Here is a 17,035-nt window from a genome sequence, read left to right as displayed (position 1 = left end):
GATGAATTGGTTGACTGATTATGTGAAGCCGCGCCTGTCGAAGGTGATCCGGAAGCGCGAATCGCCCGATAACCTTTGGCACAAATGCAAAGCCTGCGGACAGATGATCTTCCATAGGGATTTCGTGGCGGCGCAAAAGGTCTGCGCCAATTGCGGCCATCATGACAGAGTCGGCCCCAAAGAACGGTTTGAAGCGCTCTTCGATGAAGGCATCCACCAAAAGGTGGATCTGCCCACGGTGAAAGACGATCCTTTAAAATTCCGCGATACAAAGCGCTATACCGACCGCATGAAAGACGCCCGCAACAAATCGGGCGATACCGATGCCATTCAGGTGGCGAAGGGCAAAATCGGCGGTGTGGAGAGCGTGATTGCCGTGCAAAATTTCTTCTTCATGGGGGGATCGATGGGCATGGCCGTGGGCGAGGCCATTGTTCGGGCCGCCGAAGAAGCCATCGCCTTGAAAGCGCCGCTGATCATGGTCACCGCCGCAGGCGGGGCGCGGATGCAAGAAGGCATCTTGTCTTTGATGCAGATGCCGCGGACCACAGTGGCGGTGGATATGGTGAAAGAAGCCGGACTGCCCTATATCGTTATTCTTACCGATCCCACCACCGGCGGCGTTACCGCCTCTTATGCCATGTTGGGGGATGTGCATATTGCCGAACCGGGCGCATTGATCGGCTTTGCCGGCCCGCGGGTGATTGAACAAACCATCCGCGAAAAGCTGCCCGATGGCTTCCAGCGTTCGGAATATCTGCTGGAACACGGCATGGTGGATATGGTGGTGCATCGCCATGAATTGCGTGGTGCCTTGCGTCGGGTGATCTCTTTGCTGATGGAAAAGCACCGTCCGGTTTTTCATCAGGCTGCCCAATAGTAACCACCCATCAGCATGACGACGTCCGATACGCCCCCCACACAGGATGCACGACAGGCCGTGGCCAATGCCCTCGGGCGTTTGGCTGCCCTGCACCCCAAGGTGATTGACCTGTCCCTTGGGCGGATCGAAACATTGTTGGAAAAGCTGGGGAATCCCCACCGTTCCTTGCCCCCGGTTCTACATGTGGCGGGTACCAACGGGAAAGGCTCGGTCGTGGCCACCAGCCGCGCCATCGCCGAAGCTGCGGGGCTGCGGGTGCACAGCTATATCTCGCCGCATCTGGTGCGCTTTAACGAACGTATCCGCCTGCAAGGCCAATTGATCGACGATACAGCCCTCAGCGCACTTCTGGACGAAGTGGAAGCCGCCAATGGCACCGATCCCATCACTTTTTTCGAGATCACCACAGCCGCTGCTATGCTCGCCTTTTCCCGCATTCCCGCCGATTTGTGCATTCTGGAAGTGGGCCTGGGCGGGCGGCTGGATGCCACCAATGTGATCGACCGGCCTGCCGCCACTGCTATCACGCCGATTTCTTATGATCATCAGGCTTATTTGGGCGATGATCTGGCGGATATCGCTGCAGAAAAAGCAGGGATCATGAAATCCGGCGTTCCGGCGATTCTAGGGCCGCAATCCCCCCTTGTGGACAAGGTTCTGCGGCGCATTGCCCATGAAAATAATGCGCCCTGTTTTGGCTTTGGCCAGCAATGGCAAGCCGGATTGCGGACTGACGAGGCCGGGGCAACCCATTTGATCTATAAAGACACTCACGGCATTCTTGATCTTCCCGCCCCGGTTCTGGCCGGAGCGCATCAAGCCATGAACGCCAGCACCGCCATTGCATTATTGCGGCATCAAAACGCCGTTCCCATCTCTGAAGCGGCAATTCGCGCCGGACTTGGCTGGGTACGCTGGCCCGCACGCCTGCAAAAGCTGGATCATGGCCCCTTGCGGGATCTGTTGCCCGAAAAAAGCGATTTATGGCTGGATGGTGGCCATAACCCCGCCGCCGCCCGTGCAGTGCGGGAAGCCCTGTTGACGCTGGTGGATAAATCCCGACCGGTCAGCCTGATTGTCGGGATGATGGGCAATCGGGACCCTTTGGACTATCTGCGGCCATTCCAAGGGCTGGTCCACAGTGTCTATGGGGTCACGATCCCCAATGTGGAAACCCCGTGCCCTGCCGCAGACATCGCCGCTGCCGCCAGTTCCATTGGCATGCATGCCATGATGGCCTCCTCTGTGGAAGGGGCCCTGAAAACCATCGCACAAGCCAGCCCGGCCGGCAAAGCACCGGCCCAATCCAATGAAGCGCCTTTCGTTTTGATCGCCGGGTCCTTGTATCTGGCGGGGGATGTGTTGGCCAAAAACGGCCCCTTGCCCGACTAGGCCCCCTTCTTACAGCTTCATATCTTTTTTCTCCGATTAAGGGGACGTTGAGATTTGGATGCTAAGTTGGTGCCAATCAAGAAAAAAGCTCAGGCAAGCCGCTGAACGGCAAGGCGTCCGTTCGCTTGACAACACAAATGCCGAGAGGGTGCTCATTTATGCACGAAATAGATATTACGGGACTGAAAGCTCCGTTCCCGATTCTAAAAATCCGCCGTGCTCTTGCAGCCATTGAGCCGGGGACAAAAATCAAGGCAATCGCGGACGATCCTGCGCTGATCGCCGACCTTCCCGCCTTTTGCCAGCAGGCCGGGCATCGGCTTATTATGGCCCATCAACAAGGCAGCCAGTTAATTTTCGAACTGGAACGCGGCGCACGACAAGCGGAACTGAACACGGACGAAGCTCTGCAAGAAGCAAGCTGACCCTTTGTTTTTCGTTGAAATCACTCAAAATCGACAAGCGCCTGTCTCATCGGCGTTGTCCGCTTTACCAAGATGATCCATACTGCGCGCGCTATCATGTTCAAGGATGCGTCTGTGATGATTTCCACTGTGCCCCCGTTTGGATCTGCCTTCCGCTTTGCCCTTCTTTCCCTTTCTTTTGTGGTTTTTCTCGCTGGATGCACGGCGGATGGCCCGCGCGAACGGCAGAAAAAGCGTGCGGAAATGACCGAACGGCTGTCACAAATCCCTACCGTGGATATTTCTTCGCGGCTTTACAGCCAAGCCCTTGATCTGAAAGCGCAGAATAAATGCCAAGAGGCCACCCCGCTATTTTATCAGCTCTCCATGCGGGGCAATGGCTTTGAATTGGCGCAATATCATCTGGCGGATTGTATCTTCAAAGCCACATCCCCAAGCGCCACCTCTACCCAATGGCTTGATGGACTGATCTGGATGCGCCGTGCTGCCGAAGCCGGTGCCCCCGAAGCGCAAGGCACGCTCGCGCTGATTTATGCAACGGGACCAGACGGCATCCGAGATTTGACCGAGGCCGCCATGTGGGTGACCTTGTTTGAAAAAAACCCGGCCCGTAAAAAGCCCGGCTTTTCTTCTCCCATTTCCTCCGCACAGCTTGCCCGGATCAATCAGGCCCTGACTAGTGATGCCCGCCGCGCTGGCGAACAACGGGCGGAAAACTGGAAGAAAATCCTGTGGACTCCGGTGCAAGGGGCCAGACCGAATGCCGTGGCTCCGCGCTCGGAAGGGGGGATTCAAATGTTGACGCCGGGTGGCAGGCCTCCCCGCCAATAAGCCAAAAGCCGTGGCTCTTTCACGGTCTTCACCTTAACGGCGTGATAACAGGCTCGCGGCCCAACCCGATAACAAGGCTAAAAGCACAGCGGCAATGCCATAAAGCAAAGGCTGCTGCTTTGCCAACTGGAACACCGCCCGCTCGAATCCGATTTTCCCCACCTCGATATGCAAGGCGCGATCCACAACCGGCACGCCGTTGGAAAACAGCACCACACGGGCCTCGAACGGCCCTTCCGGTACATTGGCTGGCAGGCGGATATTGGTACGAAACAACGCCCCTTCCAGAACCGTCACAGCATCCGCATCCAAGCGATAAAGGCCGCGCTTTTCCATAGCCCGGACAAAACCGGCGCGAAATTCCCGAGGCTCAATGGCATCGGACGAAACAATGGAAAGCGGTAAATTCGCCAATCCCAGCCCAAGATCCGACAGGGTTTTCGCATCGGTAATATTGGCAAGGGGACGCGTGCTTGTCAGGGCATAATATCCCGGAGCCTCTGGAATAGACGCTGCCTGCTTATTGACCCAAACCCCCGCCACCTGCGCCTTGCGGCGCACCACCATGCTTTTTGCGGGGCCAAGCACGCTAATCACCAGATCAAGCGGTTCCTCCCTGTCCACGGCCCCTGAAATGGCCCCGAACAATAACAGATCCGTACCAGAAAAATCATAGCGCAGATTAACAATATCGCGGCTGATATCCGTAACAAGGCCATGCGGCGCGGCCTTGGCCGCATCATATGCCCCAAAAAACACCGCCAACAAGATCATGAAGCCCCGCATGCTCATAATGCCCCCGGCATGATCGAATAGAGATCATCTGGCACGCTCACCAGATCCCAGCCCATGCGCAGGCACACGCCCAGAACAATCAAGGCCAAAAGGGCACGCAATTGCTCCCCTTTCAGCTTCATTCCCAATGTCGCACCCAATTGCGCCCCGCCAACCGCCCCCACGAGCAACAGCAAAGTCAGAATGATATCCACGGTTTGGGTTTGCACGGAATGTAATAAGGTGATGATGGCCGTTACGAAAATAATCTGCAGCAAAGACGTACCCACCACCACATTGGTGGGCATCCCCAGAATATAGATCATGGCCGGAACCATGATGAAGCCGCCGCCCACACCCAAAATGGCCGCCAGCACCCCCACAATGGCACCGATGCCCAAAGGCAGTAGAACCGAAATATAAAGCCGCGATTTGCGAAAGCGCATTTTGAAAGGAAGGCTGTGTTGCCAGCCGCGTCCGGCGCGTCTTTTACGGGGGGCGCCGCCCCGGCGGCTACGCAGCAAGGCAAACAGGCTTTCCCACAGCATCAAGCCGCCAATCCCGCCCAAGAACACCACATAGAGAAGCGAAATCATCAACTCCACTTGGCCAATGGCTTCCAGCCACGTGAAAAGCCACGCGCCCAGCACCGACCCGATGGCCCCGCCAACGATCAAGACACCGCCCAATTTCAGATCCACGCCGCCCCGTCGCCAATGGGTGATTGCCCCGGAAACAGACGAAGCGGTGATCAGATTCGCGCCGGTAGCCACCGCCACAGCGGGGGGGACACCAGAAAAAATCAGCAAGGGAGTCATCAGAAAACCGCCGCCGACACCAAACATGCCGGACAAAAACCCAACGGCCACCCCAAGCCCAATCACCAAGAAGATGTTAAGCGACATCTCTGCGATTGGCAGATAGAACGGCATGGCGGCCGGGCGACCTCTCATTTTGAGGGACAGGACAGTCTTTTCTCGGTGTACCCCGAAAGGAACGGCAGTGCAATCAATGGCTGCTTTTATCGATTAGGGAAAAAATAGCAGCTTCACCACCAAAGCCGAAATCATCAGCATGAAAACCCGGCGGATCAGCTTGTCTCCCTTTAGAACCGCGCTGCGCACGCCGAGCCAGGCCCCGATGGCATGGCCAAAGGCAAGGGCCAATCCGGCGCTCCACAACACGCCTCCCTGGCTTGCAAAAACCAAAAGCGCAATGCTGGTATAGACCATCACAATGAACACCTTGTGCATGTTCACCCGCACCAGATCGATGCCCATCACACGGGCCAGTATGGGCATGAAAATAAACCCGACTCCGATTTGAATGAATCCGCCCCAAAGCCCGGCTCCCACCATTAAAATATGGCCAAGCACCAGATTTTTCGGACCACCGGGCGTTTCCTGAGCAGGCTGGGGTGTTGCGCGTCCCCAATCCGTCGCCATTAAAATCAATACCCCCACCATCACCAGACCCAAGGCCCGGTTAAACCACAGCCCCGACAGCTGCACCCCGACCATCGCCCCGGCCATAGCCCCCACAGAAGCCGCGGCCGCCAAGGAAAGCGACAAGCGAAAATCGGAAAATCCGCGCTGGCGAAACGATGTGACCGCCGTGAAATTCTGGGCAAGAATAGCAACGCGAAAGGTGCCATTGGCAATGGGGCCGGGGATGCCCATGAACAACATGGCAAGCACGCTGACCATAGACCCACCCCCCGCCAACACATTCAACCATCCGGCCAGAACACCGGCAAGGGCGAGCAATGGCAACATCCAAATATCCATATCCCGTCCTCACGGCATTGTGTGTCTGAAAAGCGCCGGCACACTTTCCCCTATGTTCCGAAGACGGTGCAAGCCATTCGGAGCGGCGGCAAATGAAATATAATGAAAGGTTAAGAATTTTAACGACAATGTTACTTGTTTTGGCGGGAACCCTATATAAAATTTTCACCTAATAAGTGTAACACTTGGTACAGATTGGAGAAGACAGTGGGTTCCCTCTCTTCCGTAAGATCTCGCCTCTTCTCCATCGCGGGCGCTATTTTTGCGTTTACGCTTGTTGCCATAGCCGCAACCCATATCCAGAAAGACGGGGGCATCCTTCATCGCTTGAGCTATCAGCATTTAAGGGATGTCACCAAGCTGACAGCCATGCTGTCTGCACCGGAAACGAACAAGAGCGCCCATGTGGAAATGGCACAATTGGCCCATGCCGTTAAAAAATGGGGCGAAGATTGCACCTTCATCATGGACCGTCCCGCTGGCGCCCCTTTGCGCCTTCTTTCTGACCCTGCCTTACGGGAAGGCTGTGCACAAACCGTTCATACGGCTGATAAAATTCTGGCCGCCTTGGGCGATAGACGCGCCCCTTTCGCCCAGATTTCCAGACAACTCCCTGAATTAAACGCAGAGTTTTCAGAAGAAATCCATAATATCGATACAAGCGTTAACAGCTTGAACAGCCGCTTGGTAATTGCCCTGACAAGCTTGCTATGGGTTTCAGGATTGGTTACCGCCCTTTATTCCGCCGGGGCAGCGCTGTTTGTGGCCCGGCATCTGGGCCGGCTACATAATGGGGTCGGCAGATTGGCCGGTGGTGATTTGAACGCCCATATTTCGGGCTTGCACCGCAAAGACGAGTTCGGAGACTTGGCCCGCACGCTCGATCAATTCCGCAAATCTGCACAAGAACTGAAAGAAGCACGGGAAGAGGCCGAATCCGCAAGCCGGTCCAAATCGCAATTTCTTGCGGTCATGAGCCACGAACTGCGCACCCCCTTGAATGCCATCATCGGCTTCAGCGAACTGATTAAAACGGCGAAAGAATCTGTCCCGCATGCAACCTTACGTACCTATGCGGGCTATGTTTTAGACAGTGGCAAAAGTTTGCTCGAACTCATTGGTAATCTTCTGGATATTTCGAAAATCGAAGCGGGGCGCTATGAAATGCGAGAAGCGGCGCTCGACCCCCATGAACTGGCATTGGAAACCCTCAAGGCCCAATCAGAAAAGGCCGAGCAAAAAAATCTGTCCTTGGCGCTCAATATCGAGCATGAGCCGCTCCGCCTATGGGCGGAGCGCCGTGCCTTGCGTATTATTTTGATCAATCTCTTGGACAATGCCATCAAATTCTCACCGGAAGATACGGTGATCACCTTACGGGCACGGCTGGAAAACGGGCATTATCATATAGAACTGACCGATCATGGCATCGGGATTCCCAAAAATGCACAGGATCTGGTGTTTGAACCCTTTTTGCAGATAGAAAAGGATCTGGATCGGTCCGCTGCGGGAACCGGCACCGGTCTTCCGCTGGTGCGTCGCCTGATGGCCCTGCATGGTGGCAAGGCATGGCTGCATTCTGTGCCCGGAAAAGGCACCACGGCTTGCCTGTGCTTTCCCCAAGACCGCGTTTTATGTGAAACAGAGAAACTGGCCCAACCCGCCTGATCTTTCGGGATGGGCCAGCACATTCAAAACAGGGCTTTAGATATGGATGGCCCGACCATGCACGGCCATTGCCGCTTCTTTCACCGCTTCCGGATGAGTGGGATGCGCATGACAGGTCAGCGCAATATCCTCTGAGCTGGCCCCGAATTCCATCGCCAAGGCCGCTTCCGCTATCATGGTCCCCGCAAGGCTGCCAATAATATGCACGCCCAGAACCCGATCCGTTTCCGCATCAGCAAGGATCTTCACAAAGCCTTCGGTATCTTTGTTGGTTTTGGCGCGGGAATTGGCCATGAACGGGAATTTCCCCACAGAATAGGAAACGCCCGCAGCTTTCAGCTCTTCCTCGGTTTTGCCAACGCTTGCCACTTCCGGCATCGTATAGACAACACCGGGGATCACATCATGGTTCACCATGCCGGTCAGCCCGGCAATATTCTCGGCGCAAGCAAGCCCTTCATCTTCAGCCTTATGGGCCAGCATCGGGCCTTTCACCACATCGCCAATGGCCCAAATACCGGGCACATCGGTCGAGAAATCGTCATTGATATCGATCCGTCCCCGATCATCGGTTTTCAGGCCTGCATTTTGAAGATCAAGGCTGTCCGTATGCGGTTTGCGGCCCACCGCCAACAACACCACATCCGCTTCAATCACCTCGGCATCGCCGCCTTTGGCCGGCTCCACCGACACCTTGGCTTTATTCTTCAAAGCCTCGACGCCGGTTACTTTCATGCTTTTACGGAAGGTCATGCCCTGCTTTTTGAGAATGCGTTCGAAATTTTTCGAAACCTCCCCATCCATGCCGGGCAAAATGCGGTCAAGATATTCAACCACCGTCACTTCAGACCCCAAGCGACGCCATACGGAGCCTAGCTCAAGCCCGATATAGCCACCGCCGATCACCACCAGATGCTTGGGCACAGAGGGAAGCGACAAGGCTTCGGTCGAACTGACAACCCGCTTTCCGTCGATGGTGACATTGGGCAAGCCCGCTACATCAGACCCTGTGGCGATAATCACATTCTTCGCCTTCAGCTCGCGGGTGCCACCATCGCTCAGGGCAACACTGATGGTGTTCTTGTTCTTGAACTTCCCTGTGCCTTTAACCCATTCCACCTTGTTCTTTTTGAACAGGCCCTCAACGCCTTTGGTCAGGCCGGACACAGACTCGTCTTTGGCTTTCACCATTTTGTCCAGATCAAGGGTCACCTTGCCAACGCCAACGCCCCATTGATCCATATGCCCCGAACTGGTTTCCGCATAAAGTTCCGACGCATGCAGCAAGGCTTTTGAGGGAATACACCCCACATTGAGGCAGGTGCCGCCAAGGGTTCCACGCTTTTCCACGCAGGCCGTTTTCAGCCCCAATTGGGCGGCGCGAATGGCTGCCACATACCCACCGGGGCCAGCGCCCAAAATCACAAGATCAAAATCGTCAGCCATTTTTCATTCTCCGCTTCACTGTCCGGCCAAAAGGCATCGGGAATTACAATCAAAGGTCCAGCAACAAACGGCTGGGATCTTCAAGAGCATCCTTCATCCGCACCAGGAAGGTCACCGCCTCCCGACCATCAATCAGGCGATGATCATAGGACAGCGCCAGATACATCATCGGCCGGATCACCACCTCGCCTTTGATGGCCACAGGGCGTTCTTCGATCCGGTGCATCCCCAAAATGGCCGATTGTGGCGCATTCAGGATCGGTGTGGACAACAGAGATCCGAAAATACCGCCATTGGAAATGGTAAAGGTGCCCCCCGTGAGATCATTGATGGACAGCTTGCCATCGCGGGCTTTCTTGCCGTAAGCGACAATTTCTTTTTCCGTATCGGCGAAAGACAACGCATCCGCATCGCGCACCACCGGCACCACAAGCCCGGTAGGAGCGGATACCGCCACACCGATATTGTAGAAATTCTGATAGACGATCTCGTCGCCATCAATGCGCGCATTGACCCCCGGCACTTCACGCAAGGCCAGGACCGCGGCCTGCACGAAGAACGACATGAAGCCCAGCTTGATGCCGTGTTTCTTTTCAAACAGGTCTTTATATTTTTTGCGGGCTTCGATCACCGCCGTCATGTCCACATCATTGAAGGTGGTGAGCATGGCTGCGGTGTTCTGGGCATCCTTCAAACGTTCGGCAATGCGCTTACGCATCCGGGTCATGGGAACACGCTCTTCCCGTGGGGCCGAAGCCGCCACAGCAGCCGGTGCCGCACCCGCCGCCGCAGGCGCCGTCAGGGTCCGGGCCGAACCGTTTTCAATGGCGCTCAACACATCCGCTTTGGTCAGGCGATCATCTTTGCCGGTGCCTTTGATGGAGGCCGGGTCCAGATTATAATCCGCGAGCAATCTGCGCACGGCGGGGGCCATGGGCTGGGATGCTGCGGTATCTTGCTGTGCTGTGGATACCGCTGCCGGAGCATCGGCCTTTTTCGGCGTATCGGTAGATGCGGCCTGAGCCGTGGCGGTGGCACCGGCCTTTGCCCCTTTGGCAATGCGGCCAATCACATCACCGGGCGCAACGGTCGCGCCCTCTTCCACCAACACGTCGACAAGCACACCGGCCACCGGTGCATTCACTTCCATCGCCGCTTTATCGGTTTCCAGTTCGGCAATGGGTTCATCCGCAGCAACGGCGTCGCCCTTGGCTTTCATCCATGCGCCAAGCCCGGCTTCTGTCACCGATTCCCCCGCTTCGGGAACAACGACATCCACCAATTCCGCATTATCGGCAGAAGAAGAGGCGCCGCTATCCTTGGCGCTATCCGCCGCTTTCGGAGCGGGAACTGCAGAAGATTGCGCTTTGGCATCCTTATCGATCTTGCCGATCAGCGCCCCCACCTCGACGGTGTCGCCTTCCGCCACCAACCGTTCAGACAGCACACCCGCCACCGGCGCGTTCACTTCCATGGAGACTTTATCGGTTTCCAGTTCAGCGACAGGTTCGTCAGCCTTCACCGCTTCACCTTCAGCTTTCAGCCACTTGGCGATGGTGGCTTCGGTGACGGACTCACCAAGGCTGGGGATGCGAATTTCCTCGGCCATCTGATCGTGCTCCTTATCTCTACCCTGGCCGCCTTAGACGGCAAAATTAAATGATGACGATATAAACAAACGCTATGAGGTGAGCGCCTGATCGAGAAGGGTCGCCTGTTCTTTGGCATGGCGCGAGGCCAAACCGGTTGCCGTAGACGCTGTGGGCCGTCGTCCAGCATAATGCGGGCGGGCATGGGCGCAATTGGCTTCTGCCATGGCAGCTTCCAGATGTGGCTCGATAAAGGTCCAAGCCCCCATATTTTTTGGCTCTTCTTGGCACCACACAATGCTTTTGGCGTTCTTGAAGCGCTTTAATTCCGCCACCATCGTTTCATGGGGGAAGGGATAAAGCTGTTCCACGCGCAAAATATAGCTGTCTGTCTGCTCCCGCGCTTCCCGTTCGTCCACAAGGTCGTAATATACCTTGCCGGAACACAGAATCACCCGCTTGATGTCCTTATCGGAATTCAGCGCCAATGTCGTGCCGGGCTTTGTTTCCGCATCATCGCGCAACACCCGATGGAACTGCGACCCCGGCCCCATATCCGCAAGGCTGGAGGTGGCCCGTTTATGACGCAGCAATGATTTGGGCGTCATGATAATCAAGGGCTTGCGGAATTTCCGGTGCATCTGTCGGCGCAGAATATGGAAATAGCTGGCAGGCGTAGTGCAGTTTGCCACCTGCATATTGTCTTCGGCACAAAGCTGCAGATACCGCTCCAACCGCGCCGAGCTATGCTCCGGCCCCTGGCCCTCATAGCCATGGGGCAGCAGCATCACGAGGCCCGACATCCGCAGCCATTTGGCTTCACCCGAAGCGATAAACTGATCGATGATCACCTGGGCGCCATTGGCAAAATCACCGAATTGCGCTTCCCACAGAACCAGAGCCATAGGCTCGGCAAGGCTATAGCCATATTCAAAGCCAAGCACACCCGCTTCAGACAACGGGCTGTCCAGCACTTCAAAATGGGCGCCTTTTTTCACCATATCCAGCGGGATATAGCGTTCTTCGGTTTTTTGATCGACCCACACCGCATGACGTTGCGAGAACGTGCCGCGTCCGGAATCCTGCCCCGACAGACGCACATGATAGCCTTCGGACAGCAATGTCCCATAAGCCAGCGCTTCACCCGTGGCCCAATCCAGCCCGGTGCCCTGCTCTATCATCTGGTCTTTGGCATCCAAAATACGCCGCAAGGTGCGATGAGGGTTGAAACTATCGGGTATCGTTGTCAGCACAGAACCCACTTCGCGCAAGGTGGCCACATCCACACCCGTTTCAGCGCGGCGGGCCTGATTGGTGGCTTCCGGCTGCGAAAACCCGGTCCAGCGCCCTTCCAGCCAATCGGCCTTGTTCGGCTTATGGTTTTTCCCGGCCTCGAATTCTTCTTCCAGCATGGTATGGAATTCATCGATCCACGCTGCCACTTCATCGGCGGTCACAACACCTTCAGCTTCCAGGCGCTTGGCATAAACCTGCGTGACAGAGGTGTGCTTCTTGATCGCTGCATACATCAAAGGCTGGGTGAAGGCCGGTTCATCGGCTTCATTATGGCCAAAGCGGCGATAGCAGAACATATCCACCACCACATCTTTTTTGAAAGCCTGACGGAATTCCGTTGCCACCTTACAGGCAAACACCACAGCTTCCGGATCATCGCCATTCACATGGAAAATCGGCGATTGCACCATCTTCGCCACATCGGAAGGATAAGGCGACGAACGCGAATAGGACGGCGAGGTGGTGAAGCCGATCTGGTTATTGACAATGAAATGCACCGTGCCGCCAGTGCGATAACCGCGCAGGCCCGACAGCATCAGACATTCCGCCACCAGCCCTTGGCCGGCAAAAGCCGCATCGCCATGCAACAAGAGCGACAGAACTTCGCCCCGCTCCGCATCCATACGCTGGGTCTGTTTGGCACGTGCCTTGCCCAGCACCACCGGGTCCACCGCTTCCAGATGCGACGGATTGGGGGACAGTGACAAATGCACTTCATTGCCATCGAAATCCCGATCCGACGAGGTGCCCAGATGATATTTCACATCACCGGAGCCTTCCACCTCTTCAGGGTGCGCCGCACCACCGTGGAATTCATGGAAAATCTGACGGAATGGCTTTTGCATCACAGTCGCAAGCACATTCAGGCGCCCGCGATGCGGCATCCCGAGGATGATTTCCTTCACCCCGTTCTGGCCGCCGGTTTTGATCACCCCTTCAAGGGCGGGCACCATGGCTTCCGCCCCATCGAGGCCAAAGCGTTTGGTGCCGGTATATTTTTTGCCGAGGAATTTCTCGAAATTTTCCGCCTCGATCAGCTTGCGCAAAATAGCGCGCTTACCCAAGCGGCTGAACTGGATTTCCTTATCGCGGCCTTCAATGCGATTTTGGATCCATGCTTTTTCTTCGGGTTCATTGATGTGCATGAACTCGACACCAACATGGTGGCAATAGGTGCGCTCCACAATCTCGATGATCTCGCGCACTGTGGCCATTTCAAGACCCAGCACATGATCGATAAAGATCGGGCGGTCCATGTCCTCTTCACCGAAACCATAAGTTTGCGGCGCAAGCTCTGCATGGCGGGGGCGATCTTCCAGCCCTAAAGGATCAAGCTTTGCCAGAAGATGTCCGCGCACACGATAGGCCCGGATCATCATCAACGCGCGGATGGAATCAAGGGTGGCGGACCGCACATCCATATCCGCTGCAGGCGCCGCAGCTTTCGCCTTGGCTGGCGCCTCCACTGTCGCCGCCCCCGGATTAAGCGCCATCGTCAGATCATCGGCACCATATTTGGGCCAGTCCGAACGCGCCCAAGAGGGCTTCTGGGCGGCTTTCGACGCGCCTTTTTCAAGGCGGTCGAAATAACCACGCCAGCTTTCATCCACCGATTGGGGATCGGCAGTATAGCGATCATAGAGTGACTCGACGAATGCGGAACTGGCACCAGACAACATATCCGGCAGTTCAATATCTCGACCCATCAATGAGTCTCCCTATAAGAAGGCATTCAGCCCTTTAACACGTCAACAAGAGTGGTTCCCAGCGAGGCCGGGCTGTCAGCAACGACAATGCCCGCTTCCTTCATCGCCGCGATCTTATCCTCGGCACCGCCTTTGCCACCAGAAACGATCGCACCCGCATGGCCCATAGTACGGCCCGGAGGTGCTGTGCGTCCGGCAACGAACCCGACAACCGGCTTTTTCACCTTGGATTGCGCCAGAAACTCTGCCGCTTCTTCTTCCGCAGATCCACCGATTTCACCAATCATGATAATGGATTGGGTTTCATCATCGGCCAAGAACAGGTCCAGCACGTCGATGAAATTGGTGCCATTCACCGGATCGCCGCCAATGCCGACGCAGGTGGATTGCCCCAGACCGGCAGCGGTGGTTTGCGCCACGGCTTCATAGGTTAGCGTCCCGGACCGCGACACGATCCCCACCGAACCACGGCGATGAATATGGCCGGGCATGATGCCGATCTTGCAAGCATCCGGCGTGATGACGCCGGGGCAGTTCGGCCCCACGAGACGCGAAGAGGAATTGGACAAGGCACGCTTCACCCGCACCATATCCAGCACCGGAATCCCTTCGGTGATGGTAACGATCAATTCGATACCTGCATCGATGGCTTCCAAAATGGCATCGGCAGCAAAAGGCGGCGGCACATAAATGGCGCTGGCATTGGCCCCGGTTTTTTCGCGGGCATCATATACCGTATCGAACACCGGCAGGTCCAAATGCTTGGTGCCGCCTTTGCCCGGCGTCACACCGCCAACCATCTGGGTGCCATAAGCAATAGCCTGTTCCGAATGGAACGTGCCCTGACTTCCTGTGAAGCCCTGACAAATAACCTTGGTATTTTTATCAACGAGGACAGCCATTGGCTTATGCCTCCCCTTTTACAGCGGCGACCGCTTTCACGGCGGCGTCATTCAGATCGTCGGCAGCGGTAATCGCCAAACCGGATTCACTCAGCATCTGCTTGCCCAGTTCCACATTGGTTCCGGCCAAACGCACAACCAAAGGAACGGTCAGGTTCACTTCCCGGGCTGCCGTGATAATGCCCTCGGCGATGATGTCGCACCGCATGATGCCGCCAAAGATGTTCACAAGAATGGCTTCAACATTTTCATCGGACAAGATGATCTTGAAGGCTTCGGTCACACGCTCTTTGGTAGCGCCACCGCCCACATCAAGGAAATTGGCAGGTTCGCCACCTTTCAGCTTGATGATATCCATGGTGGCCATGGCCAGACCGGCGCCATTCACCATGCAGCCGATAGAACCATCCAGGCGGATATAATTCAGCTCGTGTTTGGCTGCGCGCAGTTCCATTTCGTCTTCTTCCGATTCGTCGCGCAGTTCGCGCACATCGGGATGACGGAACAAAGCATTGCCATCGAAGGACATTTTGGCGTCCAGAACCACCACGTCATTGTCTTTGGTGACAACAAGCGGGTTCACTTCCAAAAGGCTGGCATCCAGATCGATAAAGGCATCATAAAGCGCCTTCACCACCTTCATGGTTTTTTTCAACGCATCACCGGAAAGCCCAAGGCTGAAAGCCACGCGCCGCTGATGATGGGGCATCAGGCCCGTGGCCGGGTCGATGGTGATGGTATGGATTTTTTCCGGCGTTTTGGCCGCCACTTCCTCGATATCCATCCCGCCTTCGGTGGAGGCGATGATCGCCGGACGTCCGGACGCCCTATCCACAAGAATCGACAGATAAAGCTCTTTATCAATGGCGCAGCCATCTTCGATATAAACGCGGCGCACCTCTTTGCCTTCGGGGCCGGTCTGGTGCGTCACAAGCTGCATACCCAGCATATTGCGGGCGCAATCTTCCACTTCCTGGATGGACTTCACCACCTTCACGCCGCCGCCTTTACCGCGACCGCCCGCGTGGATCTGCGCTTTCACAACCCACACAGGGCCACCCAGCGCTTTTGCAGCGTCCACAGCTTCGGCCGGGGTATAAGCAACGCCCCCGCCAAGCACGGCCGCACCGTATTTTTTGAGCAGGCTTTTCGCCTGATATTCATGAATATTCATTCAGTCGCTTCCTTGTCAGGATCACATCGGTCCACCACCAGAAAGGGTGATCAGGCGCCAATGCTCTGGTCGATTTTTTTCACCGCGTCTACAAGACCGCTCACCGCGTCCACAGAAGTCTGGAACATGGCCTTTTCATCTTTGGTCAAGGACACTTCGACAATGCGTTCGACACCACCGGCACCGATGACCACCGGCACACCCACATACATGTCATTGACACCATATTGGCCCGTCAGATGGGCTGCTGCGGGCAGAACGCGTTTCTTATCTTTCAGATAGGCATCGGCCATTTCGATGGCGCTGGTGGCGGGGGCATAAAAAGCCGACCCGGTTTTCAGCAATTTAACGATTTCTGCGCCGCCGTCCCGGGTGCGTTGCACAATGCCGTCGATATTTTCCTGTGTGGTCCACCCCATTTCAATAAGATCAGGCACCGGAATACCGGCCACGGTGGAATAGCGTGTCAGGGGAACCATGGTATCGCCATGCCCGCCCAGAACGAAGGCGGTCACATCTTCAACGGACACCTTGAATTCATTGGCAAGGAACAAGCGGAAGCGCGAACTGTCGAGAACGCCCGCCATACCCACAACCTTATTGTGCGACAGGCCGGTGATTTCGCGCAAGGCCCACACCATCACATCCAAAGGATTGGTGATGCAGATCACAAAAGCATTGGGCGCATAAGTTTTGATGCCTTCGCCCACCGCTTTCATGACCTTGAGATTGATGCCTAAAAGATCATCACGGCTCATGCCCGGCTTTCTGGGAACGCCGGCTGTCACGATCACCACATCGGCGCCTTCGATGTCTTTGTAATCCTGCGTGCCCTTGAAATCGCCATCAAAGCCTTCAACCGGCCCCGATTGCGCAAGATCAAGCGCTTTGCCTTGGGGCAAGCCCTCGACAATGTCAAAAATTACGATATCGCCGAATTCCTTCAGCGCTGCGAGATGAGCCAACGTGCCGCCAATATTGCCGCCGCCGATCAATGCGATTTTGGCTTTTGCCATAGGATGCCTGCTCCATGCGTCATGCGACCGCCGCGCGCGGTCGGCTGGATGAGAAGAGAGCGACGGACATTTTGGGCCGCGCCCCCTTGAAACGGAAAAGCGCCTTCAAGCCGGGTACGTAGCGCGAATTCCAGTGCGGCACAAGA

At 56.0% G+C, this 17,035-nt stretch carries 14 protein-coding genes; 5 read left to right on the top strand and 9 right to left on the bottom strand.

Going from position 1 to position 17,035, the window contains the following annotated elements:
- The first annotated feature begins 1 nt into the window (after position 1).
- From accD to IEX96_RS08330, 4 genes are all read left to right on the top strand, one after another.
- Positions 2-880 (top strand): acetyl-CoA carboxylase, carboxyltransferase subunit beta, encoded by an 879-nt coding sequence (gene accD, locus IEX96_RS08345; RefSeq protein WP_188873767.1) that lies wholly within the window; start codon positions 2-4, stop codon positions 878-880.
- A 15-nt stretch (positions 881-895) separates the two neighbouring features.
- A complete protein-coding gene (locus tag IEX96_RS08340; protein ID WP_188873766.1) occupies positions 896-2,275 on the top strand; it encodes a bifunctional folylpolyglutamate synthase/dihydrofolate synthase in 1,380 nt (459 codons plus the stop codon).
- 125 nt (positions 2,276-2,400) lie between these two features.
- A complete protein-coding gene (locus tag IEX96_RS08335; protein ID WP_229773621.1) occupies positions 2,401-2,700 on the top strand; it encodes a sulfurtransferase TusA family protein in 300 nt (99 codons plus the stop codon).
- Between the two features lie 114 nt (positions 2,701-2,814).
- On the top strand, positions 2,815-3,531 hold the full coding sequence (locus IEX96_RS08330; RefSeq protein ID WP_150005711.1) for an SEL1-like repeat protein: 717 nt from the start codon (positions 2,815-2,817) through the stop codon (positions 3,529-3,531).
- A gap of 33 nt (positions 3,532-3,564) precedes the next feature.
- Here the strand turns inward: IEX96_RS08330 and IEX96_RS08325 are convergent, their stop codons facing one another.
- The 3 genes from IEX96_RS08325 to IEX96_RS08315 form a co-directional block, all read right to left on the bottom strand.
- Positions 3,565-4,323 carry a TIGR02186 family protein gene (locus IEX96_RS08325; RefSeq protein WP_150005712.1) on the bottom strand — a complete coding sequence of 253 codons (759 nt, stop codon included), beginning with the start codon at positions 4,321-4,323 and terminating at the stop codon, positions 3,565-3,567.
- Positions 4,320-5,237, bottom strand: coding sequence for a sulfite exporter TauE/SafE family protein (locus IEX96_RS08320; protein ID WP_150005713.1), 918 nt, complete (start codon positions 5,235-5,237; stop codon positions 4,320-4,322). The genes IEX96_RS08325 and IEX96_RS08320 overlap by 4 nt, the downstream gene beginning before the upstream one ends.
- Before the next feature lie 96 nt (positions 5,238-5,333).
- Positions 5,334-6,092 carry a sulfite exporter TauE/SafE family protein gene (locus IEX96_RS08315; RefSeq protein WP_150005714.1) on the bottom strand — a complete coding sequence of 253 codons (759 nt, stop codon included), beginning with the start codon at positions 6,090-6,092 and terminating at the stop codon, positions 5,334-5,336.
- A gap of 207 nt (positions 6,093-6,299) precedes the next feature.
- On the opposite strand from IEX96_RS08315, the gene IEX96_RS08310 reads away from it, so the two are divergent.
- Positions 6,300-7,760 carry a HAMP domain-containing sensor histidine kinase gene (locus tag IEX96_RS08310; protein ID WP_188873765.1) on the top strand — a complete coding sequence of 487 codons (1,461 nt, stop codon included), beginning with the start codon at positions 6,300-6,302 and terminating at the stop codon, positions 7,758-7,760.
- Between the two features lie 36 nt (positions 7,761-7,796).
- Here IEX96_RS08310 and lpdA read toward each other — a convergent pair whose 3' ends face one another.
- The 6 genes from lpdA to mdh all read right to left on the bottom strand — a co-directional run bounded on the left by lpdA (position 7,797) and on the right by mdh (position 16,889).
- On the bottom strand, positions 7,797-9,206 hold the full coding sequence (gene lpdA / locus IEX96_RS08305) for a dihydrolipoyl dehydrogenase (RefSeq protein WP_150005717.1): 1,410 nt from the start codon (positions 9,204-9,206) through the stop codon (positions 7,797-7,799).
- Positions 9,207-9,255: 49 nt separating this feature from the next.
- Complete coding sequence (odhB, locus tag IEX96_RS08300) at positions 9,256-10,815, bottom strand: 2-oxoglutarate dehydrogenase complex dihydrolipoyllysine-residue succinyltransferase (protein ID WP_150005718.1); 1,560 nt, start codon at positions 10,813-10,815, stop codon at positions 9,256-9,258.
- 72 nt (positions 10,816-10,887) lie between these two features.
- Complete coding sequence (locus tag IEX96_RS08295; protein WP_188873764.1) at positions 10,888-13,797, bottom strand: 2-oxoglutarate dehydrogenase E1 component; 2,910 nt, start codon at positions 13,795-13,797, stop codon at positions 10,888-10,890.
- 26 nt (positions 13,798-13,823) lie between these two features.
- Positions 13,824-14,699, bottom strand: coding sequence for a succinate--CoA ligase subunit alpha (sucD, locus tag IEX96_RS08290; protein WP_150005719.1), 876 nt, complete (start codon positions 14,697-14,699; stop codon positions 13,824-13,826).
- A 4-nt stretch (positions 14,700-14,703) separates the two neighbouring features.
- Positions 14,704-15,873: an ADP-forming succinate--CoA ligase subunit beta gene (gene sucC / locus IEX96_RS08285; RefSeq protein WP_188873763.1), complete on the bottom strand. Its 1,170-nt coding sequence runs from the start codon at positions 15,871-15,873 to the stop codon at positions 14,704-14,706.
- Positions 15,874-15,923: 50 nt separating this feature from the next.
- Entirely contained in the window at positions 15,924-16,889 is a 966-nt protein-coding gene (gene mdh, locus IEX96_RS08280) for a malate dehydrogenase (RefSeq protein WP_150005720.1), read from the bottom strand.
- Between the last annotated feature and the right edge of the window lie 146 nt (positions 16,890-17,035).

The sequence above is a fragment of the Iodidimonas muriae genome (genome assembly GCF_014647255.1).
In the GTDB taxonomy this organism is placed as follows: Bacteria; Pseudomonadota; Alphaproteobacteria; order Sphingomonadales; family Rhodothalassiaceae; genus Iodidimonas; species Iodidimonas muriae.
The sequence above is the reverse complement of the archived record's forward strand: the minus strand, read 5'-3'. Positions and strand labels throughout refer to the sequence as shown.

What these genes read in the sequence shown, in the direction of transcription:
- accD (WP_188873767.1), top strand. Translation starts at nt 2, where the DNA reads ATGAATTGGTTGACTGATTATGTGAAGCCGCGCCTGTCGAAGGTGATC.
- IEX96_RS08340 (WP_188873766.1), top strand. Translation starts at nt 896, where the DNA reads ATGACGACGTCCGATACGCCCCCCACACAGGATGCACGACAGGCCGTG.
- IEX96_RS08325 (WP_150005712.1), bottom strand. Translation starts at nt 4,323, where the DNA reads ATGAGCATGCGGGGCTTCATGATCTTGTTGGCGGTGTTTTTTGGGGCA.
- IEX96_RS08320 (WP_150005713.1), bottom strand. Translation starts at nt 5,237, where the DNA reads ATGCCGTTCTATCTGCCAATCGCAGAGATGTCGCTTAACATCTTCTTG.
- IEX96_RS08315 (WP_150005714.1), bottom strand. Translation starts at nt 6,092, where the DNA reads ATGGATATTTGGATGTTGCCATTGCTCGCCCTTGCCGGTGTTCTGGCC.
- lpdA (WP_150005717.1), bottom strand. Translation starts at nt 9,206, where the DNA reads ATGGCTGACGATTTTGATCTTGTGATTTTGGGCGCTGGCCCCGGTGGG.
- odhB (WP_150005718.1), bottom strand. Translation starts at nt 10,815, where the DNA reads ATGGCCGAGGAAATTCGCATCCCCAGCCTTGGTGAGTCCGTCACCGAA.
- IEX96_RS08295 (WP_188873764.1), bottom strand. Translation starts at nt 13,797, where the DNA reads ATGGGTCGAGATATTGAACTGCCGGATATGTTGTCTGGTGCCAGTTCC.
- sucD (WP_150005719.1), bottom strand. Translation starts at nt 14,699, where the DNA reads ATGGCTGTCCTCGTTGATAAAAATACCAAGGTTATTTGTCAGGGCTTC.
- sucC (WP_188873763.1), bottom strand. Translation starts at nt 15,873, where the DNA reads ATGAATATTCATGAATATCAGGCGAAAAGCCTGCTCAAAAAATACGGT.
- mdh (WP_150005720.1), bottom strand. Translation starts at nt 16,889, where the DNA reads ATGGCAAAAGCCAAAATCGCATTGATCGGCGGCGGCAATATTGGCGGC.